Source organism: Sinorhizobium arboris LMG 14919, assembly GCF_000427465.1.
Taxonomy (GTDB): Bacteria; Pseudomonadota; Alphaproteobacteria; order Rhizobiales; family Rhizobiaceae; genus Sinorhizobium; species Sinorhizobium arboris.
On sequence record NZ_ATYB01000008.1, the window covers coordinates 608,075 to 626,684 of the forward strand.

An 18,610-nucleotide genomic window follows, 5' to 3' on the forward strand; every position below is an offset into this window, starting at 1 on the left:
ACCCGAGCCGGAACATATTCATGGATACCATCCTCTCAGCAGCAAGCCTCGTTTTTCAGCCGTCGGTTCTCGTCGTCATCTTTGCCGCAAGCTTACTCGGACTGGTTATCGGCGCGATTCCGGGCCTGACCGCCGTCATGGGCACAGCGCTTCTCGTTCCGATCACCTTCTTCATGGATCCGGTGCCGGCCATCGCGGCCATCGTAGCGATGACCGCCATGGCAATCTTCGCGGGCGACGTCCCCGGCGCGCTCCTGCGCATGCCCGGCACACCGGCCTCCGCAGCCTATACGGAAGACGCCTATGCCTTCACCAAGGCGGGCAGACCGGAATTGGGCCTCGCCATGCTCGTCGCGTCCTCCGTCTTCGGGGGGCTGGTCGGATCGGCGGTCCTGATCCTTGCCGCACCGCTCCTCGGCCGGTTCGCAATCGGGTTTTCGAGCCAGGAGTATTTCTGGCTCGCTATCCTCGGACTCTCCTGCGCGGCCTTTATCGCAAGCGGCTCTCCGCTGAAGGGCCTCCTGTCGCTGCTATTCGGTCTGACGGTCGCAACCATCGGGATAGACCCCGCATCGGGCGTGCCACGCTTCACCCTGGGCAATGTCGACCTGATGGGCGGCATCAGCATGATCCCGGCGATGATCGGCCTGTTCGCCATCTCCGAAATCATCCGCCAGTGCATCCATCCGCCGGACGCAAACGTCGCGGAGTTGGGCCCGATGGCTCGCCTGACCGACGGTCTGTGGACCAATCTGAAAGCGACCATGCCCAATCTCTGGCGTGGCAGCGCGACGGGCACGCTGATCGGTGCGCTGCCGGGCGCCGGCGCCGACATCGCCGCCTGGATGTCCTATGCGGTTGCAAAGCGCTGCTCAAAAACACCGGAGAAATTCGGCAAAGGACATCTCGAGGGCATCGCTGAGGCCGGCGCGTCCAACAATTCCGCACTCTCGGGCGCCTGGGTCCCGACGCTGGTCTTCGGCATCCCCGGCGACAGCATTACGGCGATCGTCATCGGCGTCCTGATCCTCAAGGGGATGGAGCCGGGTCCGCTGATCTTCGTCAAACAACCCGATCTCATCTACGCGGTCTTCATCGCCTTCCTTCTTGCAAACCTGCTCATGCTGCCGCTCGGATTGGCGCTTATCAAGGTCACTCGCCACATCGTCCGCATCCCGCCGCGCCTGCTGCCGCCTCTGGTGCTTCTCGCCTGCATCGTCGGGTCCTACGCGCTCAACAACTCCTATTTCGACGTCGGCATCATGCTCTGCTTCGGCGTGATCGGCTGGATCATGGAAGAAAACGGCGTACCCGTTGCACCGGCTATCCTCGGCATCGTGCTCGGGGGCATGGTGGAGTTCAACTTCATGACGACGCTCGCCAAGGCGGACGGCAACCTGCTCGCCTTCTTCGAGCGGCCGGTCGCAGCGGCACTCGGCGTCGTCAGCATCCTTGTCTGGGCGGCGACCTTCCTCGGGATGATCGTGCGGTACGGCGCGGCCAGGAGGAAGGCCGCATGAGCGACGATCTTCCTATCATCGATGCACACCACCACTTCTGGGATCCGGTTTCCAACAATCATCCCTGGCTTTCGAAGCGTCCGCTGATCCCGTTCCGCTACGGCGATTATTCGGCGATCTGTCGCCCCTTCCTGGCCGACGATTACGACCGCGTGAGCGCAGGGCACAACGTCATTGGCTCGATCACGATGGAAGGGGAATGGGACCCGGCCGACCCTATCGGCGAAACCGCCTGGATCGACAAGCTTAGTGCCGGCTCGGGGCGCCCCCTGGCGCATGTCGCACATGCGGATTTGAGGAGCAAAGACATCGACACGGTTCTGGCCCGGCTCGCGCGATTTCCCATCGTGCGCAGCATCCGGCAGAAACCTGCGGCAACGCCCGACCCGCGATCTTTCCAGCAGGGCCGGCCCGGCTCAATGAGCGATCCGGCGTGGCAGCGCGGCTTTGCCCGTCTTGCCGCCCATGGATTGATGTTCGATCTGCAAGTGCCGTGGTGGCACCTTATCGAGGCTATCGGCATCGCCGAGCGCTATCCCGACGTCCCGATCATCCTCAACCACACCGGCCTGCCCGCGGATCGGAGCGCTGAGGGGCTGGCGGGCTGGCGCAGCGCCCTGCGCGATTTCGCCCGTGTGCCCCATGTCGCGATCAAGATCTCCGGGCTCGGCCTCAGGGGAAGACCGTGGCGGCTGGAGGATAATCGTCCCATTATCCTGGACGCTATCGATATGTTCGGGCCGGAACGTTGCATGTTCGCCTCGAACTTCCCCGTTGATGGCCTTTGCGGGAGCTTCGACACCATCTTTAGGGGCTTCAAGGAAGCGACGCGCGGCTTCGATCGCCGGGAGCGGGAGGCGATGTTTGCCGGCAACGCCGCGCGCATCTACCGCGTAGCGTGTCAAATCGAAAGGATGTCCGCGATGCGACGAAGAACGTGACGGCTATGCGGTCGAACCGGATCCGAGCGGGGTCCGGAAAACCCTCTGCCCGGCAGAACGGGCAGAAGGCGAGGCCCGGGCTGAAACCACAACCGCCACAAATCACATCCTGTCGCTGAACCACCTCAGCGACATACAGGAAAGGCCCGCATCGATCTTCCCGATTTCCGTGGTCTTCAGCGGCACGACCTTGTAGCCGGCCTTGTCGAGCATCTCGATTGTCCTGGGGAAATCGGAGCCGACCATGACGACGTCGTTGACGCGGAGCGCGTTGGCGGCCGGTTCCTCGCCCTCGGGGATGATCATCTGCCTGAACTTCCCGAAGACACCGGACCGAGCAAGTCGGTTGGTGGAAAGGATCGTCTCGTCGTCGAGGAGCGAGCAGTCGGTCTTGAAATGCAGCACGCCCTCCGGGGTCGCGACGACCTCGCTCTTGCGCCCGAGCTTTTCGAGGCAGGCCTGCAGCGCCGCCGCGCCCGCCCTGTCGGTTCTCGCCGACAGGCCGATCATCACGCTTTCCCGCGTCGTCAGCACGTCGCCGCCGTCGGCATAGCCTTGCGGCAGGTCGAGCACCGTCTCGAACATGTCGCGCAGCGTCGGCGCGATTTCCTCGACTTCCTTGACGCGCGTGGCCGCTCCGGGCCGAAGCAAGACCGCTCCCTCTGTGAAGACCAGAGCTGGGTCCTCCACGAAAATCGAATCCGGAAAGGCTTCGAGCGCCGGCAGAACCGTGACCTTCACGCCGGCATCGCGCATCGCCGCGACATAGGCATCGTGCTCGGCCTTCACGCCCTCGTAGGCCGGGCTGCCGCGATCCTCCGCGCGCAAGCCGTTGACGACCGACCGTGACGGCGAGCGGACGATGATGGAATTGAATCGGTAGGCGGGACGCGTCATTGCAGAGTCTTCTCCCTCTGTTTGATTTTCTATTCGGCGGAAACCTTGCTGGAGAAGTCCGGACTGCCGCGCAACGTGTTGCTGACCGTGCAGATCTGCTCCTCCGCCGCTTCCATGATGGAGTGGCGCACGGTGTCGTCGAAATCGCCCTTGATAACGAAGGCGATGTCGAACCGCGCGACGCGCGACGGTTCGTCATGTGCCTTCTCACCGGTCACCTTGACCGAAACTTCTCTGAGCCGGTCGAGCACGCCGAAACGGCTCGCGGCGATACGGGCGCTGAGCACGAGACAGCTCGCCAGCGAAGCGTAGAGAAGGTCGAGCGGCCCGTATCCCGGCTGCGAAGGACTGGTTACGATATCGAGTTCGCCGCCGGTCAGCGATGTCACATGCGGAAAGCCGGTCCGGCCGACTACGGCGGTCGCGCCTGTCTCCCGGGTCCTCGCTCTAAGCTCGGCCATCGGCTTGCCTCTTTCAGTCGATTTCCGGCGGAACGACGCCTTTGGTGAAGAGAAAGCAGCCATAAAAACGCGTCTCGCCGGTAGTGATGACGCAATAGGCCTTCTTCGCTTCCTCGTAAAAGGCGAAGCGCTCTATGCCGTACATCGGCGCTGGTTTCCCTTCGGCGCGATCGATTTCGGCCTGAACCTCGCGCTGCACCGCCGGGATTTCGCCCGGCGCACCCATGACCTCCATGCGCCCGGCGGAGGGCTGCAGCGGCGTGTCGAGAGGTAAGACGGAAAGGACGGCCTTCGCCGCGCGCGCCGCCGAAACATTGTCGATGTGCAGCAGTTTGCCCAGCGTGGTCTTCCGGGCGATGGCATCCGAGGGAAAATTGGTGTCGGAAATCACCAGTGTGTCGCCATGGCCCATCGAGCGCAGCGCGTGCAGCACATCGGCATTGAGAGCCGGGTCGATATTCTTGAGCATTCCTGTCCTCCTCCACCGCAAAGCGCGCTCGCATCAGGCCGTTTCCGGCGCGCGCCGTCAACACCCTGTTGCTCTTTCTCCACGCTTCCGATGGGACGGCCACCGCTCAACCAAGAGCGGGAGGCTATTCGCCGTAGGGAATCCAGATGTTCTTGACGTCGACCGCGCGCCGCAGGAACGCTTGTCCTTCGGCGGCCGAGCGATCCGTCCAGTCGATGGCCTGGCCGTAATCAACGAAGGTGCGCTTGAGGTTGCCGACGGACAGCTTCTCGACAAGTGTCGAAAGTTCCGGCGAGCCGAACGCCCAGAGCGCGTCCACGTCGTTGTGCGCGGCGAGCGCCTTGGCAAGCTCGATCGTCGACCCGGTGACGATGTTGACGACGCCGGGCGGCAGGTCCGAGGTCTCGAGGACGGAATAGAAGTCGGTCGCAGCCAGAGGATGCGTTTCGCTCGGCACGGCGACCACCCGGTTTCCGACGGCAATCAGCGGTGCCACGAGACTGACGAGCCCGAGCAGCGGCGCTTCCGGGGGGCAGATGACGCCGACGACGCCCTGGGGCTCCGGCATGGCGAGTGCGACGCCGCGCAAGGGCGGCTGGTGCACGGTGCCCTCGTATTTGTCCGCCCAGGCGCCATAACCGAAGAGCCGGGCGATCGAAGCTTCGACTTCCGCTCGGGCATTGGCTGCCGAGACCCCGGTCATGGCGGCGATGCGGTCGGCAAATTCCGCCCCGCGGCTGCTCAGATTCTCGGCGATATAATAGAGGATCTGGGCGCGGTTATGCGCGGTTGCCGAAGACCAGCCCGAGGCGCCTCGCGCCGCAACGACGGCATTGCGGATATCTTTGCGGTTGCCCTCGCCGACTTCGCCGATCACCTTGCCCTTCGGGGAAAGCACGGGCCGCGAATAGTTCCCATCCGGCCGCGCCTGCTTGCCGCCGACGAAGAGCTTGGCAGTGCGATCGAGCGCCGGCACGGCGAAATCACCGGCGGCCGGCTTCGGCGCCGGCAAGGCGTGCCCGGCGCGCAGCTTGCGCCCCATCCAGGCCTTCGGTTTCAGATATTCGTAGCAGCCCTCGCGCCCGCCCTCGCGGCCGAAGCCGGACTCGCGTTTTCCGCCGAAGCCGCTCGACGCGTCGAAGAGGTTGGTCGCATTGACCCAGACGACACCGGCCGCAAGCTTGGCGGCAACATGCAAAGCGAGACCGATCGTTTCGCTCCAGACGCTCGCGGCGAGGCCGTAGCGGCTATGATTTGCAAGCTGGATCGCCTCCTCCGGCGTGCGGAAAGTCATCGATACGGCCACCGGCCCGAAGATTTCCTCGGTCGCGACAGCGGAAGTCGGCTGGACCCCGGTCAACAGCGTCGGCCGAAAGAAGCTGCCGCCCTTCGGCAGATCGATCCTCGGCTGGTGCATCGATGCGCCTTCGGCGACGCCCGTCGCCACCAGTTCTTCGATTCGTTGCAGTTGCACCGGCGCGACGATCGCCGCCATATCGATCGCCTTGTCGAGCGGATGACCGACGCGGAGCGTCTCCATGCGCCGCTTCAGGCGGTCATGAAAGACCGGTGCCACGCCCTCCTGTACCAGAAGGCGTGAACCGGCGCAGCAGACCTGCCCCTGATTGAACCAGATCGCATCGACGACGCCCTCGACCGCCCCGTCGATATCGGCATCGTCGAAGACGATGAAGGGCGACTTGCCGCCAAGCTCGAGCGTGAGCGACTTGCCGCTCCCTGCGGTTTTCTCGCGGATGAGGCGCCCGACTTCGGTCGAGCCGGTAAAGGCGATCTTGTCGATGCCCTCGTGCTCGACGATCAGCGCCCCCGTCTCGCCCTCGCCCGTCACCACATTCAGCACGCCCGGAGGGAGACCCGCCGCGGCGGCAAGCTCCGCGAAGAGCAGAGCCGTCAAGGGCGTAAATTCCGCAGGCTTCAGGATGACGGAATTGCCGAGCGCCAGCGCCGGCGCAACCTTCCAGGCGAGCATCAGGAACGGGAAGTTCCACGGGATGACCTGGCCGACGACACCCACGGGCACCTGGTCGGCGAATTCCGTTTCCTGCAGCTGTGCCCAGCCGGCATGATGATGGAAGTGGCGAGCGGCAAGCGGAATGTCGATGTCGCGCGTCTCCCGGATCGGTTTGCCGTTGTCGAGCGCTTCGACCACCGCAATCAGCCGCGCATGGCGCTGGATCAGGCGGGCAAGCGCATAAAGGTGTCGGGCGCGGGCATGACCCGAGAGCTTCGCCCACAGGCTCTGCGCCTTCCGCGCCGCGGCCACCGCCGCGTTCACGTCATCGCGCCCGCCCAAGGCGATTTTGGCAAGCAATTCGCCCGTCGCCGGCTCGAACGTGTCGAAGGACTTGCCGGAGGCTGAGCCGACGAATGCGCCGTTGATGAAGTGGCCGAACTTGCTTTCGTGCCGAGCGAGCCAGGCGCGCGCCTCGGTATCGGCTTCGGGTGCCGGGCCATAGGACATATCGTCGAAGAAAGTGGCAACGCTCATCTGATTATCCGATCGGGTGTCTGTTGAGGGCCGAATAGGCGCCGCTGACATGGTGTTCGAGCTGGCGCTCGATGTCCGCCAGCAGGCTCGATGCCCCGACGCGGAAAAGGTCGGGCTCGAGCCATTCCCGCCCAAGCTCTTCCTTCATGAGGAACTGATAATTCAGCACGTCCTTCGCGGCGGAGATGCCGCCGGCAGGCTTGTAGCCGACCTTGATTCCGGTCCTCTCGTCATAGGCCCGGATCATCCTGAGCATGGCGAGGGTGACGAGCAGGGTTGCGTTTACGCCCTCCTTGCCCGTGGAGGTCTTGATGAAATCGGCACCCGCCATCATGCAGACGAGCGAGGCGCGCGCGACGTTGCGCAGCGTCTTGAGATCGCCGGTCGCGAGAATGGCCTTGACATGCGCATCGCCGCAGGCGGCGCGGAAATCCCGCATTTCGTCGTAGAGCGCCCGCCAGTTGCCGGTCAGTACGTGCTCGCGTGTGATGACGATGTCGATTTCCCGAGCACCGTCGGCAACCGAAGCCCTGATCTCCCTGAGCTTGACGTCATGCGGGACGAGGCCGGCCGGGAAGCCCGTGGACACTGCCGCCACCGGAATGCCGGAACCCTCCAGGGCCTCCACCGCGGTCGAAACGAAGCGGTGATAGACGCAGATCGCCCCGGTCGTAATGCCTCGATCGCCCATGCCGAGCGCGTCGAGAATGTCCTGACGCACCGGCTGGCGCGCCTTGGCGCAGAGGCGTTTGACACGCTCGGTCGTGTCGTCGCCGTTGAGCGTCGTTAGATCGATGCAGGTAACGGCCTTCAAGAGCCAGGCAGCCTGCGCATCCTTCTTGACCGTCCGCCGGCCCGGCAGCGTCTGGACGCGGCGCTCCGCCGCAGAGAGGTTGACGCGCTGATCGAGCACCCAGGAAAGATCGAGTTCGACGCCGTCATTGCGCGGCCGGTTGTGGCCTGCGTCGGCGGGGCGCTCCGCCGTGGTTTTCAGGGCAACGTCTTCCAACCGGTTCCTCCCCGATTCCCGGACCATCTACGGCGCGCTCCAGGAGCGAGCGATGGATGTTATTTTTCAAACAATATTCATGTTAGGATTTCATCAAACTGCCCATCTGTCAAGGCAGGGATGTCCGTTCTCCCGAGTGATCACATCTTACCGGGCACAAGCGCCAAATCGGCGGCGAGCGCAGTCTCGCCGTCTTCCGTGATGACCGATCGGAAGGCGCTGAGCGGAGCAAAGAAAGCCGCCTTCAGCTTGCCGACCTTGCTGCTGTCGGCGACGAGGTAATTCTCGCGCGCCAGCGAAATCACCTTCTGCTTGACCGGCACCTCGTGGAAATGAACACAGGTCGCTCCCCTGGCCGGGTCTATTCCGGCCGCCGAAAGAAAGGCGACATTGATGCCGAGCCGGTCGAGCGTCTCGATACCGGCTGCTCCGGAAAAGGACGCCGACGACGGATGATAGACGCCGCCCAGCATCACGATTCGAAGGTTTGCCTTCCGCGTCAGCCGCTCGGCCGTGTTCAGAGAATAACATATCGCCGTTATCGTGTGATCATCCGGTATCAGATCGACCAGGTATTCGAGCGTCGTGCCGCAATCGATGAAGATCGTCTCGTCGGGGCGAATGTGCCGGGCGGCATGTATGCAAGCCTGCCGCTTCGCTGCGGCGTGGCTGTCGGCCGCGCGGGCAAGCTCGTAAGGCGCATCGCTCTCGATCTCCGCGGCCGGAACGATATGGCCGCCCAGATACCCAAACAGTCCAGGGTTGTCGGCGACATCCCGGCGGACCGTCATCTCCGATACGCCGAGCAGCGCCGCTGCCTCTTTCAGATGAACGACCCGCCGCGCCGAAAGCGCGTCGGACAAGGTGGCGATGCGTGTGGCCCTGCGGCTGGACATAGCGTTTCCAAATGACAAGAAACATTTCGGATAACATCAATCTGTGAGAAATATCACAGGATTGCCTTTGCCCGCAAGCTGACGTATTGGCGCAAAAGCGGCCGGATCAGCCGGCTTACAGGCTCGCAGGGCACACCCTGCGCCGCACAGCCAAGGCTGTCCCTGAGGTCGCCGTTTCCTCGATTGACAACGCCCGGCGAAGGTTGAAAAAGTGATGTACAATCGAAGCGGCCAGCGTCGGGGGGACTCTTGTCTATGCGCGCGTTTCTCGGTCTTTCCATCCTTCTTTTCACACTCGTTTCCCTCGGGACCACGGCCGCAGCGGCCGAACCCGAACGAAGGATCGAGATTATCAATGACGCCGATTATTTCGGCTTCGACCTGCGCACCGAGCAGAACGTATCGCTCGACCAATGCCAGAGCGCCTGCATCGCCGACCGCTCCTGCAGGGCCTTCACCTATAATCCAAAGGTGAAGTGGTGCTTCCTCAAGTCCGATTTCAACCAGTTGAACAGGTTCACGGGGGCGATGGCCGGCAAGGTCGTCGAAGCCGCCGCGGGCGAAGCCGACATCGGTGCACCGCCTCGCCTCGATTTCGTCTCGGATGACCTCCTGCAGGAGGCACGCGATGTGAAGGCGAATCTCGTTCTGGCCGACGACCAGCAGGGTTTCGGCGTCAACGGCCTCGTTGAGACGGCACGCAGCGAGCTGGCGGCCGGCGACGTCGTCGCCGCGCTCAAGGCCTTCCGGGGCGCGCTTGCGATAACGCCGGAGAACGGCGCGCTGTGGCTCGAGACGGCCGAGGCCGCCAACCGGTTTACGGGCGGCACGGATATGGCGAGCGAAGCCGCGCTTGCCGCGGTCAACGGCTATCAACTGACGCGGACCGCGCAAGACCGCGCGCACGCGCTCGCCGTTCTCGCCCAGGCGCTGGATAACTTGGAGAACTATCGGGCGGCGCTCCAGGCCTACAAGGCGAGCCTTAAGCTCGTGCAGGCAAAGACGGTCGAGACAGCCTATCTCGACCTCAAGGCGCGACAGGGCTTTCGGGTCACCGGCCACACGGTCGATGCAGACAGCGCCAGCCCCCGCGCCTGCGTGCAGTTTTCCGAGCAGCTTCTGAAGAACGGTCCCGATTATTCCTCCTTCGTGACACTCAATGGCGCGTCTCCCAAGGCGGTCGAATCCAAGGGCAGCGAAATCTGCGTCGAAGGCCTGAAGCACGGCCAGCGTTACAAGCTCGTGCTGAGGCAAGGTCTGCCCTCCTCCGTCGAAGAAGTCATCGAAACCCCCGTCAGCCTCGACGTCTACGTCAAGGATCGTGCGCCGATGGTCCGCTTCACCGGCGACAGTTTCGTTCTGCCTTCGACCGCACGGCGCGGCATTCCGATCGTCTCGGTCAACACGGAAAGTGCCGGGCTCAGGCTCTACCGCATCGGCGACCGCAACATCTCTTCGTTGCTCACGAGTTCCCAGTTCCTGACCCAGATCGACGGATACAGCGAGGAGCGCATCAAGGACGAGAGCGGCGAACTGATTTGGCAGGGCAGCATCGACATCGCCACCGAGCTCAACAGGGAAGTGGTGACGAGCTTTCCGGTCGACGAGGCGCTGCCGCAGCGAAAAGTCGGCGTCTATGTGCTGACGGCCAACTCCGTGACCGGACTTACCCAGGATTGGGATGCGCGCGCCACGCAATGGTTCGTCGTATCGGACATCGGACTATCGACCTTTGCCGGCACGGATGGGCTTACGGTCTTCGCGCGCTCGCTTGCAAGCGCCAAGCCTCTTGCGGAAGTCGAATTGCAGCTGGTCGCGAAGAACAATGAGGTGCTCGGGACGGCGACGACCGATGCGGAGGGACGCGCGACCTTTCCCGTCGGGCTCACCCGCGGCACAGCCAGCATGACGCCGGCGGCGATCACCGCCCGAAAGGGCAGCGACGACTACGTGTTCCTCGACATGACGCGCGCCGGCTTCGACCTTTCCGACCGCGGCGTTACCGGCCGCGCCGCACCGGGCGCGATCGACGTGTTCGCCTGGACGGAACGCGGCATCTATCGCGCGGGCGAAACCGTCCATGCCGCGGCGCTCGCCCGCGACGTCAACGGCGCCGCAATCGAGAAGCTGCCGCTGACCTTCGTTTTCCTTCGCCCGGACGGTGTCGAGGACCGCCGTCTCGTCAGCGACGGCGGCAAGCTGGGTGGCCATACGCTCGATCTGCCGGTCCCGGAAAACGCCATGCGCGGCACCTGGACGATGCAGATCTTCACCGATCCGAAGAGTTCTGCGATCGCCGAGAAGCAGTTCCTCGTCGATGATTTCGTGCCGGACCGCACAGAGTTCGATCTGACGAGCCAGGCAAAGGCAATCGAGGTCGGAATGCCGGTCGAGGTCGCCGTCGACGGACGCTATCTCTACGGCGCACCGGCCGCAGGGCTGACGCTGGAAGGCGAAATTGCCGTCAGGCCGACGCGCCGGAACGAAGCGTTCAACGGCTATTTCTTCGGCCTCGCCGACGAGGAGGCGAGCGAAGACACGCGCCTGCCCCTGGAAGGGCTGGAACCGCTCGATGAAAACGGCCAATCGGTCTTCAATGTCGACCTTGCCGAAGTCCCGGGAACGACACAGCTGCTCAACGCCAACGTGACGGTGCGCATGCGGGAAGCCGGCGGCCGTGCCGTCGAGCGCACGCTGACCCTTCCCGTCAAACCCGAGGGGCCGATGATCGGCATCAAGCCGGAGTTCTCCGGCGACCTCGCCGAAAATTCCGTCGGAAAGTTCCACGTGATCGCCGTGAATGCGGACGGCACCAGGACCGCGATGCCGGGTCTCACCTGGAAGCTGATCAGCGTCGAACGGAACTATCAGTGGTACCGCGACGGCACCGCCTGGAAATACGAGCCGGTCATCTCCACGAAACAGGTGGCGAACGGCACAGTCGACGTGACCGCGGACGGCGCCGGGATCTCCGTGCCGGTCGGCTGGGGTCGCTACCGCCTCGAGGTCGAGGCGGCGGCCTTCGACGGACCGGCCTCGAGCGTGGAGTTCGATGCGGGCTGGTATGTCGAAGCCACCTCGACGGAAACGCCGGACGGACTGGAGATCGCACTCGACAAGGAGAACTATGCGGTCGGCGAGACGGCAAAGCTCAAAGTCTCCCCGCGCTTTGCCGGCGAACTCCTGGTGACGGTCGGCACGGAAACCCTGGTGACGACGAAGACCGCAGCCATTGCCGAAACCGGCGGTGAGGTGGAACTGCCGGTGACGGCCGACTGGGGTACGGGCGCCTATGTCACCGCGACGCTTTACCGCCCCGGCGAAGCCCAGGAGAGCCGGATGCCGATGCGGGCGATCGGCATCAAGTGGCTCGCCGTCGATCCGGCGGAGCGAAAGCTCGCCGTCAGCCTGGACGCGCCTGAGAAAACCGAACCCCGCCGGCCTCTCGATATCGGCCTTCAGGTACGGGGCGCCGGCGCGAATGAAGACGCCTATGTCACGATTGCCGCAGTCGACGTCGGCATCCTGAACCTGACACGCTACGAGGCTCCGGATCCCGATGGATGGTATTTCGGTCAGAGGCGGCTCGGCCTCGATATGCGCGATCTCTACGGACGCTTGATCGACGGCTCGCTCGGCGCGACCGGCCGGCTGCGCACGGGCGGCGACGGCGGGCAAATGCCGCTCCAGGGCAGCCCCCCGACCGAGAAGCTCGTCGCGTTCTTCTCGGGCGCGATCAAGCTCGACGCCGAAGGAATGGCGAATGTCCGCTTCGACATTCCGCAATTCAACGGAACGGCACGTATCATGGCGGTCGCCTGGACGAAGTCCGGCGTCGGCCATGCCGTGAAGGACGTGGTCATCCGCGATCCGATCGTCGTGACTGCGAGCCTGCCGAAGTTCCTGGCGCCGGGAGACCGGGCCGAATTGCGGCTCGATATCGCCAACACCGACGGGCCGGCGGGCGATTATCAACTGCAGGTCACGACCAACGGCCCGGTCACCGCCGTCCACACAGCGGCCGAAACGGTGAACCTCGATGCCGGCGGCAAATCCGCTCTGACCCTGCCCCTAGCCGGCCAGTATCCGGGAGACGGTGCCGTCACCGTCAGGGTCTCGAACGCTGCGGGCCTGTCGCTGGAGCAGACGCTGAACATGCCTGTCCGCCCGGCAGCCCTGCCGGTCACTCAGCGTCATGTCGTCAATATCGCCGCCGGCAGCAGCCTCACGGTGGACGAACAATTGCTCGCAGACAGCCTGCTCCAGGGCGCCTCGGTCAGCGTCAACGTCACGCGCTCGGCTGCGTTCGACATCCCGGCGCTGCTGATGACGCTCGACCGCTATCCCTATGGCTGCGCCGAGCAGACGACGAGCCGTGCCTTGCCGCTGCTCTATCTGAGCGAGCTTGCCAAGCAGGCCGGGCTTGCCGACGACGACGGCGTGAAGAAGCGCGTGCAGGAGGCGATCTACCGCGTCCTTGCCTACCGGTCCTCCGCCGGCAGTTTCGGCCTTTGGGGGCCCGGCTCCGGCGATCTCTGGCTCGACGCCTATGTGACCGATTTCCTCACCCGCGCGCGGGAACAGAAATTCGACGTACCGGAACAGGCGATGGTGCAGGCGCTCGAAAACCTGCAGAACGCGCTGAGCTACGAGACGAATGTCAAGGACCGCGGCAATGAGATTGCCTACGCGCTCTATGTCCTTGCGCGCAACCGCAAGGCCGCCATCAGCGATCTGCGCTATTATGCGGACACGATGCTCGGCGATTTCCCGACCCCGCTCGCCAAAGCCCATATCGCCGCGGCACTCGCGCTCTATGGCGACGCCCGGCGCTCGCAGGACATTTTTGCTGCCTCGGCCAACATGTCGACGGGGCTCGTCAATGTCAGCCTCGCCCGCTCCGACTACGGCTCTTCGCTTCGCGATGGCGCGGCCGTGCTGGCGCTGGCCGCCGAGAGTCGGCCGGTACCGCCGATCATTCCCGAGCTTTCGAGGGTCGTCGCCCGGGAGTGGCAGCAGGCGAAATACACGAGCACCCAGGAGCAGACCTGGATGCTCCTTGCAGCACGCGCGATCCAAGGGGGCGACGAGGACATGAGGATCGAGGTCAACGGCGCAGCGCGCACGGGCAGTTACGCCGCCCGCATGACCGGCGACGCTCTGATCGAGCACCCGGTCGTTATCCGCAACCAAGGCACCGCCGCGGTCTCCGCCGTCGTGACGACGGTGGCGGCACCGGCCCAGCCGCTCTCGGCGGGCGGCGAAGGTTTCACCATCGAGCGGAGCTATTACACGCTCGACGGAACGGCGGCCAATGTCAGCGAGGCCCGGCAGAACGAGCGCTATGTCGTGGTGCTGAAGGTGACCGAGAGCAACGACTGGCCGTCCCGGGTGCTCATAACCGATCTCCTGCCCGCCGGCTTCGAGATCGACAATCCGAGCCTGGTGGACAGCGCCCAACTCTCGAATTTCGAATGGATCGGCCAAGTCGAGGCTGCCCATACGGAATTCCGCAGCGACCGCTTCGTGGCCGCGTTCGACCGCTCGTCCGGCGACAACCGGGAGATCACGCTTGCCTATGTCGTGCGCGCGGTGACGCCCGGCACCTACGACCATCCGGCCGCGAGCGTCGAGGACATGTACCGACCGCAATTCTCGGCACGCACGGCGACCGGCCGCATGGAGGTGCTGGCAGCCCAGTAGGAAGCGTGACGATGTTCTTCCGGCGAAAGTCGAACCGCAAAGACATTGGGCCGACCTCACAAGGGCCGGCCGGGCGCGGCCGGGCGATTGTCATCGTATCCCTTGCCCTGGTCCTGTCCGCTCTCGCCGTCTTCGCCCTCGAATGGGCAGACAAAGCCTTCCCGCCGCCGCTCGCCGAGGCCGAAACGGTCTCGGCGGAAGTTCTCGACAGGGACGGCCTCCTGCTGCGCGCCTTTGCGACCGAGGATGGTCTGTGGCGACTGAAGACGACCGCAGAGGACGTCGATCCGCGCTTCATCGAGATGCTGATCGCCTATGAGGACCGGCGCTTTCGCGAACACCACGGAATTGACCCGTTGGCGCTCGGTCGCGCCGCGCTGCAGCTCATGACCAATGGCCGTATCGTTTCCGGCGCCTCGACGCTGTCCATGCAGGTCGCACGGCTCATCGAGCCGCGGGAGAGACGCACGCTGATGGCGAAGCTCTTCCAGATAGCCCGGGCCATCCAGCTCGAAAGGCGCTTGGGCAAGGAAAAGATTCTCGATCTCTATCTGACCCATGCGCCCTATGGCGGCAACCTCGAGGGCGTGCGTGCGGCAAGCCTCGCCTGGTTCGGCAAGGAGCCGCGCCGCCTGTCGACCGGAGAGGCAGCACTCCTCGTCGCCTTGCCGCAATTGCCGGAAAAGCGCCGGCCCGACCGCAATCTCGCCGCCGCCGAGGCGGCCCGTAAGCGCGTACTCGCCCGCGCCGCCGTCGCAGGGGTCATCGGCGAAGGCGAAGCTGAGCGCGCGGCGATGACTGCCATACCGACCGTCCGGCTGCAGCTCCCGGCCCATGCTGCCCATCTGGCCGAGACGGCGCGGCGGAAGAACCCTGCAGCTCACCAGCATCTGACGACGCTCAAACGCGAGGTCCAACGCGGCCTTGAAACCGTGGCCCGCGAAAGTGCCGCGAAGCTCGGCCCCAGGGTTTCCGTCGCCATGGTGATGGCGGAGGTCAGGACCGGCGAGATCCTCGCCGAAGTCGGTTCGGCCGACTATTTCGACGCAGGCCGCTCCGGCTGGATCGACATGACGCGGATCACCCGTTCCCCCGGGTCGACGCTGAAACCCTTCATCTACGGCCTTGCCTTCGAGGAGGGTCTTGTCAGCCAGGAAACGATCATCGAAGACCGGCCGGCGGATTTCTTCGGCTACCGGCCGCGCAATTTCGACATGAGCTACCAGGGCGACGTCACCGTGCGTCAGGCGCTGCAATTGTCTCTGAACGTGCCGGCGATCCGCCTGCTTGATGCCGTCGGCCCCTCGCGCCTGATGGTACGCTTCCGCCGCGCCGACGTTCGGCCGAAATTGCCGCAGCATGAGGCGCCGGGCCTTGCGATCGGCCTCGGTGGAGTCGGCATCACGCTTCGCGAACTCGTGCAGCTTTATGCGGGCCTGGCGAACGGCGGCTGGCCGGTACGCCTCGGCGACGCCATCGAAGATGTCCCGGGAACCGTCGACGGCGAACCTCTCCTGTCGGCGGTCGCCGCCTGGCAGGTCGCCGACATACTCTCCGGCGTGCTGCCACCGGCCGGAAGCCGCCGGCATGGCATCGCCTATAAGACCGGCACGAGCTACGGCTATCGCGACGCCTGGTCCGCTGGCTTCGACGGCCGCTATGTCCTCGGTGTCTGGGTGGGCAGGCCCGACAACGGCGCGGTACCCGGTCTGACCGGTTACGGTGCGGCGGCTCCGATTCTGTTCGAAGGCTTCGCCAAGGCGGGGATCGCCATCACGCCCCTGCCCGGTCCGCCCGCGGGCGCGGTCCGGCTCGCCCAGACCGATCTGCCGATCAGCCAGAGACGCTTCTCGGTCACCGCGAACGGCCTGCTTTCGGGCTCGGCGCGTGAAGCGGCGCCGCAGATCGTGTTCCCGCCGGAGGGAGCCCGCGTCGAGCTTGGCGCGCAGGGCAGCGCGACGATGCCCTTGACGCTGAAGCTCCAGGGCGGCCGGGCACCCTTCCGCTGGCTGGCCAATGGCCGTCCGCTGCCCGAGGTGACCCGCCGGCGCGTCAGCCAGTGGCACCCGGACGGCAGCGGTTATTCGACCCTCACCGTCATCGATGCGCTCGGGCGTGCCGCCAGCGTGCGCGTCTTCGTCCAGTGAAACGGTCGGACGTTGCCCGAAAGCCGGTCCGCTCCCTCACGCCGACTGCGCAGCCTTGGTGGTGGCGCCCTGCGGCTCGCGGGCCGGCGGCGTCATCTCGCGGGCCGGCGGCGTCATGACGAGCGGCATGCCCGCCTCCAGGCAAGCGGCAATGAACGCCTCCCGCGCCACCGCTGCCGGCGTCATCCGGTTCAATGCCCGCCGGCAGGTCCGCACCGCGCGATCGTAGCGCTCGCCCTTCCTGAGCGGCCACTCGTTTTCCAGAAAGTCGAGAGCCTCGTAAACGGAGGCAAATGTGTGCGTCAGGCCGTTGGAGAGGCGCACGGTGAGAGGGACCGTCCAGGGGATCTCATTGAGAAGCATTTTTCCTCCTTTCCTATGCCGTCGGTGAGACGCACGCCGCATGCTCCGCGGATCGGACGAGAACCATGCAGCGCTGCAAAGTGCCATGTTGATCTCTGGGCGTCTTGCAAAGACGCATGCGCCAGATATTGGAGCGGAAAAGGTAAATTCAAGAACCCCGATCATCGGCTTCGACCCTCGTTCGAAGAGCTGATTTTCGCGGCCGCCGCTGGCCGGAACAACGGGCGAAAATCGATGTCCGGAGGCCCTTGAAACCCGGCTTCGAATAACTAAATCGGGTGCGAGAGCCGCCTGCAAGGGGCTCGCAGTCGAGGAGCTCCGTTCTCTTCGGCGCTCCTCATCGTCCATGTTGCTCAAGGAGGATATGGCTATGAGAACAAGCTTCGATTTTTCGCCACTGTCGCGTTCCAGCGTCGGCTTCGAGCATCTGTTCGACCTCTTGGATTCCGCAAGTCGCCTGGCGCCGAGCGACAACTGGCCGCCCTACGACATCATGCGGGTCGGCGAGAACCAGTACCGTATCGCGATGTCGGTAGCGGGCTTCTCCCCTGACGAGATCACCATCACGCACGAGCAGCAGATGCTGACCGTCGCCGGCGCGAAGGCCGGGGAAGATGACACCGAATACCTCTATCGCGGCATTGCAGCACGCAACTTCGAGCGTCGCTTCCAGCTCGCCGACTTTGTCACGGTCACCGGCGCGAACCTCGCCAACGGCCTGCTCAAGATCGATCTCGTCCGTGAGCTTCCCGAGCAGATGAAGCCGCGTCGTATCGAGATCCATCAAGCAGAAGCATTGCCAGCGGGCGAAGCCTCGAAACAGATCGAAGGCGAAAAGCACGCTGCATAGCTGCACGTGCCAACCGCGCCGAAGCGCCGGCGCCATCGGCGCTTCGGTTCCCGGGAATTCGAGCGGGAGACGGGCGCAAGCCCGGACGCCCACTCCGATTGCAAAGAAAGGAACGGACCGATGAATGTACGTGATCTCATCCCATGGGGCCGCGCGCAGGGCCAGGTGCCCGCTTCCTATCGTGACAACGATCGAAACCCCTTCCTGGCGCTCCACAGGGAAATGAACCGCCTGTTCGACGACGCCTTCCGCGACTTCGAAACTCGCCTGCCCTTCAGCGGCTTTTCCGGTTTTGCAGGCGGCTGGCCGAGCGTCGAGATCTCCGATCGGGAAAAGGACATCAAGGTGACCGCGGAACTGCCGGGTCTTGAGGAGAAGGACGTCGAACTCTCCTTGTCCGAAGGCGTGCTCTCGCTGCGAGGCGAAAAGCGGGCCGAGACCGAGGATCAGGAAAATCAGTTCTCGGAGCGATATTACGGCCGCTTCGAACGTCGCATTCCGCTCGGATACGAAGTGGATGAGAGCAGGGTCAACGCGACCTTCCGCAACGGCGTCCTGACGGTAACTTTACCGAAGACCGAGCAGGCCCAGTCGAAAGCCAAGCGCATCGCGATCAATGGGCAATAGTCTCCGAGGTCCCCGCGGGGCAAAGCCCCCATCCGCCTGCCGGGACCTTTCCCCTGCAGGCGGGGCGAAGGAACCGCAGCAGCTTTCCGGTCCCCTCGCGAAAGCTCACGGAGACTGCGGCTTTGTCCCCACTCCCCATCTAGACCCAGACTCCCATAGGGAGGCGGGCGGAAGGCCAGTACGCAAGTGCCGGACGCTTTGCGCACCAGCAGCCGCCG

Annotated in this window: 13 protein-coding genes; 6 read left to right on the plus strand and 7 right to left on the minus strand. The window is 64.6% G+C overall.

All coding sequences use genetic code 11. The features are described 5' to 3' along the window. Window positions 1-20 precede the first annotated feature (20 nt). Window positions 21-1,520 (plus strand): tripartite tricarboxylate transporter permease, encoded by a 1,500-nt coding sequence (locus SINAR_RS0103505; protein ID WP_027997767.1) that lies wholly within the window; start codon window positions 21-23, stop codon window positions 1,518-1,520. Then, on the plus strand, window positions 1,517-2,461 hold the full coding sequence (locus SINAR_RS01000000133025; protein ID WP_033056975.1) for an amidohydrolase family protein: 945 nt from the start codon (window positions 1,517-1,519) through the stop codon (window positions 2,459-2,461). The genes SINAR_RS0103505 and SINAR_RS01000000133025 overlap by 4 nt, the downstream gene beginning before the upstream one ends. 102 nt (window positions 2,462-2,563) lie before the next feature. On the opposite strand, the gene SINAR_RS0103515 is transcribed toward SINAR_RS01000000133025, so the two are convergent. The 6 genes from SINAR_RS0103515 to SINAR_RS0103540 form a co-directional block, all read right to left on the minus strand. Continuing rightward, window positions 2,564-3,358: a dimethylarginine dimethylaminohydrolase family protein gene (locus tag SINAR_RS0103515; protein ID WP_027997768.1), complete on the minus strand. Its 795-nt coding sequence runs from the start codon at window positions 3,356-3,358 to the stop codon at window positions 2,564-2,566. Window positions 3,359-3,387: 29 nt separating this feature from the next. Further along, entirely contained in the window at window positions 3,388-3,819 is a 432-nt protein-coding gene (locus SINAR_RS0103520; protein WP_027997769.1) for an OsmC family protein, read from the minus strand. Window positions 3,820-3,832: 13 nt separating this feature from the next. Next, the gene (locus SINAR_RS0103525; protein WP_027997770.1) at window positions 3,833-4,288 is read right to left on the minus strand and encodes an RbsD/FucU family protein; all 456 of its coding nucleotides are present in this window, start codon (window positions 4,286-4,288) and stop codon (window positions 3,833-3,835) included. Window positions 4,289-4,412: 124 nt separating this feature from the next. Further along, window positions 4,413-6,797: an aldehyde dehydrogenase family protein gene (locus tag SINAR_RS0103530; protein WP_027997771.1), complete on the minus strand. Its 2,385-nt coding sequence runs from the start codon at window positions 6,795-6,797 to the stop codon at window positions 4,413-4,415. Window positions 6,798-6,801: 4 nt separating this feature from the next. Further along, complete coding sequence (gene deoC / locus SINAR_RS0103535) at window positions 6,802-7,806, minus strand: deoxyribose-phosphate aldolase (RefSeq protein WP_027997772.1); 1,005 nt, start codon at window positions 7,804-7,806, stop codon at window positions 6,802-6,804. Window positions 7,807-7,946: 140 nt separating this feature from the next. Continuing rightward, window positions 7,947-8,702, minus strand: a complete 756-nt coding sequence (locus SINAR_RS0103540) for a DeoR family transcriptional regulator (RefSeq protein ID WP_027997773.1) — start codon at window positions 8,700-8,702, stop codon at window positions 7,947-7,949. A 255-nt stretch (window positions 8,703-8,957) separates the two neighbouring features. Between SINAR_RS0103540 and SINAR_RS0103545 the strand changes: the two genes are divergently transcribed. Both SINAR_RS0103545 and pbpC read left to right on the plus strand, forming a co-directional pair. Continuing rightward, the gene (locus tag SINAR_RS0103545) at window positions 8,958-14,405 is read left to right on the plus strand and encodes an alpha-2-macroglobulin family protein (RefSeq protein WP_027997774.1); all 5,448 of its coding nucleotides are present in this window, start codon (window positions 8,958-8,960) and stop codon (window positions 14,403-14,405) included. A gap of 11 nt (window positions 14,406-14,416) precedes the next feature. After that, window positions 14,417-16,552, plus strand: a complete 2,136-nt coding sequence (gene pbpC, locus SINAR_RS0103550; RefSeq protein WP_027997775.1) for a penicillin-binding protein 1C — start codon at window positions 14,417-14,419, stop codon at window positions 16,550-16,552. 36 nt (window positions 16,553-16,588) lie between these two features. On the opposite strand, the gene SINAR_RS0103555 is transcribed toward pbpC, so the two are convergent. Continuing rightward, window positions 16,589-16,915, minus strand: a complete 327-nt coding sequence (locus SINAR_RS0103555; RefSeq protein ID WP_027997776.1) for a DUF982 domain-containing protein — start codon at window positions 16,913-16,915, stop codon at window positions 16,589-16,591. Window positions 16,916-17,285: 370 nt separating this feature from the next. Here SINAR_RS0103555 and SINAR_RS0103565 point away from each other — a divergent pair, with 370 nt between their 5' ends. Both SINAR_RS0103565 and SINAR_RS0103570 read left to right on the plus strand, forming a co-directional pair. After that, the gene (locus tag SINAR_RS0103565) at window positions 17,286-17,765 is read left to right on the plus strand and encodes an Hsp20 family protein (RefSeq protein ID WP_027997777.1); all 480 of its coding nucleotides are present in this window, start codon (window positions 17,286-17,288) and stop codon (window positions 17,763-17,765) included. Between the two features lie 120 nt (window positions 17,766-17,885). Further along, the gene (locus SINAR_RS0103570) at window positions 17,886-18,392 is read left to right on the plus strand and encodes an Hsp20/alpha crystallin family protein (RefSeq protein ID WP_027997778.1); all 507 of its coding nucleotides are present in this window, start codon (window positions 17,886-17,888) and stop codon (window positions 18,390-18,392) included. Window positions 18,393-18,610: the final 218 nt, after the last annotated feature.

Excerpts from the sequence above, each read along its gene's own strand:
- SINAR_RS0103505 (WP_027997767.1), top strand. The coding sequence starts at position 21 with ATGGATACCATCCTCTCAGCAGCAAGCCTCGTTTTTCAGCCGTCGGTT.
- SINAR_RS01000000133025 (WP_033056975.1), top strand. The coding sequence starts at position 1,517 with ATGAGCGACGATCTTCCTATCATCGATGCACACCACCACTTCTGGGAT.
- SINAR_RS0103515 (WP_027997768.1), bottom strand. The coding sequence starts at position 3,358 with ATGACGCGTCCCGCCTACCGATTCAATTCCATCATCGTCCGCTCGCCG.
- SINAR_RS0103520 (WP_027997769.1), bottom strand. The coding sequence starts at position 3,819 with ATGGCCGAGCTTAGAGCGAGGACCCGGGAGACAGGCGCGACCGCCGTA.
- SINAR_RS0103525 (WP_027997770.1), bottom strand. The coding sequence starts at position 4,288 with ATGCTCAAGAATATCGACCCGGCTCTCAATGCCGATGTGCTGCACGCG.
- SINAR_RS0103530 (WP_027997771.1), bottom strand. The coding sequence starts at position 6,797 with ATGAGCGTTGCCACTTTCTTCGACGATATGTCCTATGGCCCGGCACCC.
- SINAR_RS0103540 (WP_027997773.1), bottom strand. The coding sequence starts at position 8,702 with ATGTCCAGCCGCAGGGCCACACGCATCGCCACCTTGTCCGACGCGCTT.
- SINAR_RS0103545 (WP_027997774.1), top strand. The coding sequence starts at position 8,958 with ATGCGCGCGTTTCTCGGTCTTTCCATCCTTCTTTTCACACTCGTTTCC.
- pbpC (WP_027997775.1), top strand. The coding sequence starts at position 14,417 with ATGTTCTTCCGGCGAAAGTCGAACCGCAAAGACATTGGGCCGACCTCA.
- SINAR_RS0103555 (WP_027997776.1), bottom strand. The coding sequence starts at position 16,915 with ATGCTTCTCAATGAGATCCCCTGGACGGTCCCTCTCACCGTGCGCCTC.
- SINAR_RS0103565 (WP_027997777.1), top strand. The coding sequence starts at position 17,286 with ATGAGAACAAGCTTCGATTTTTCGCCACTGTCGCGTTCCAGCGTCGGC.
- SINAR_RS0103570 (WP_027997778.1), top strand. The coding sequence starts at position 17,886 with ATGAATGTACGTGATCTCATCCCATGGGGCCGCGCGCAGGGCCAGGTG.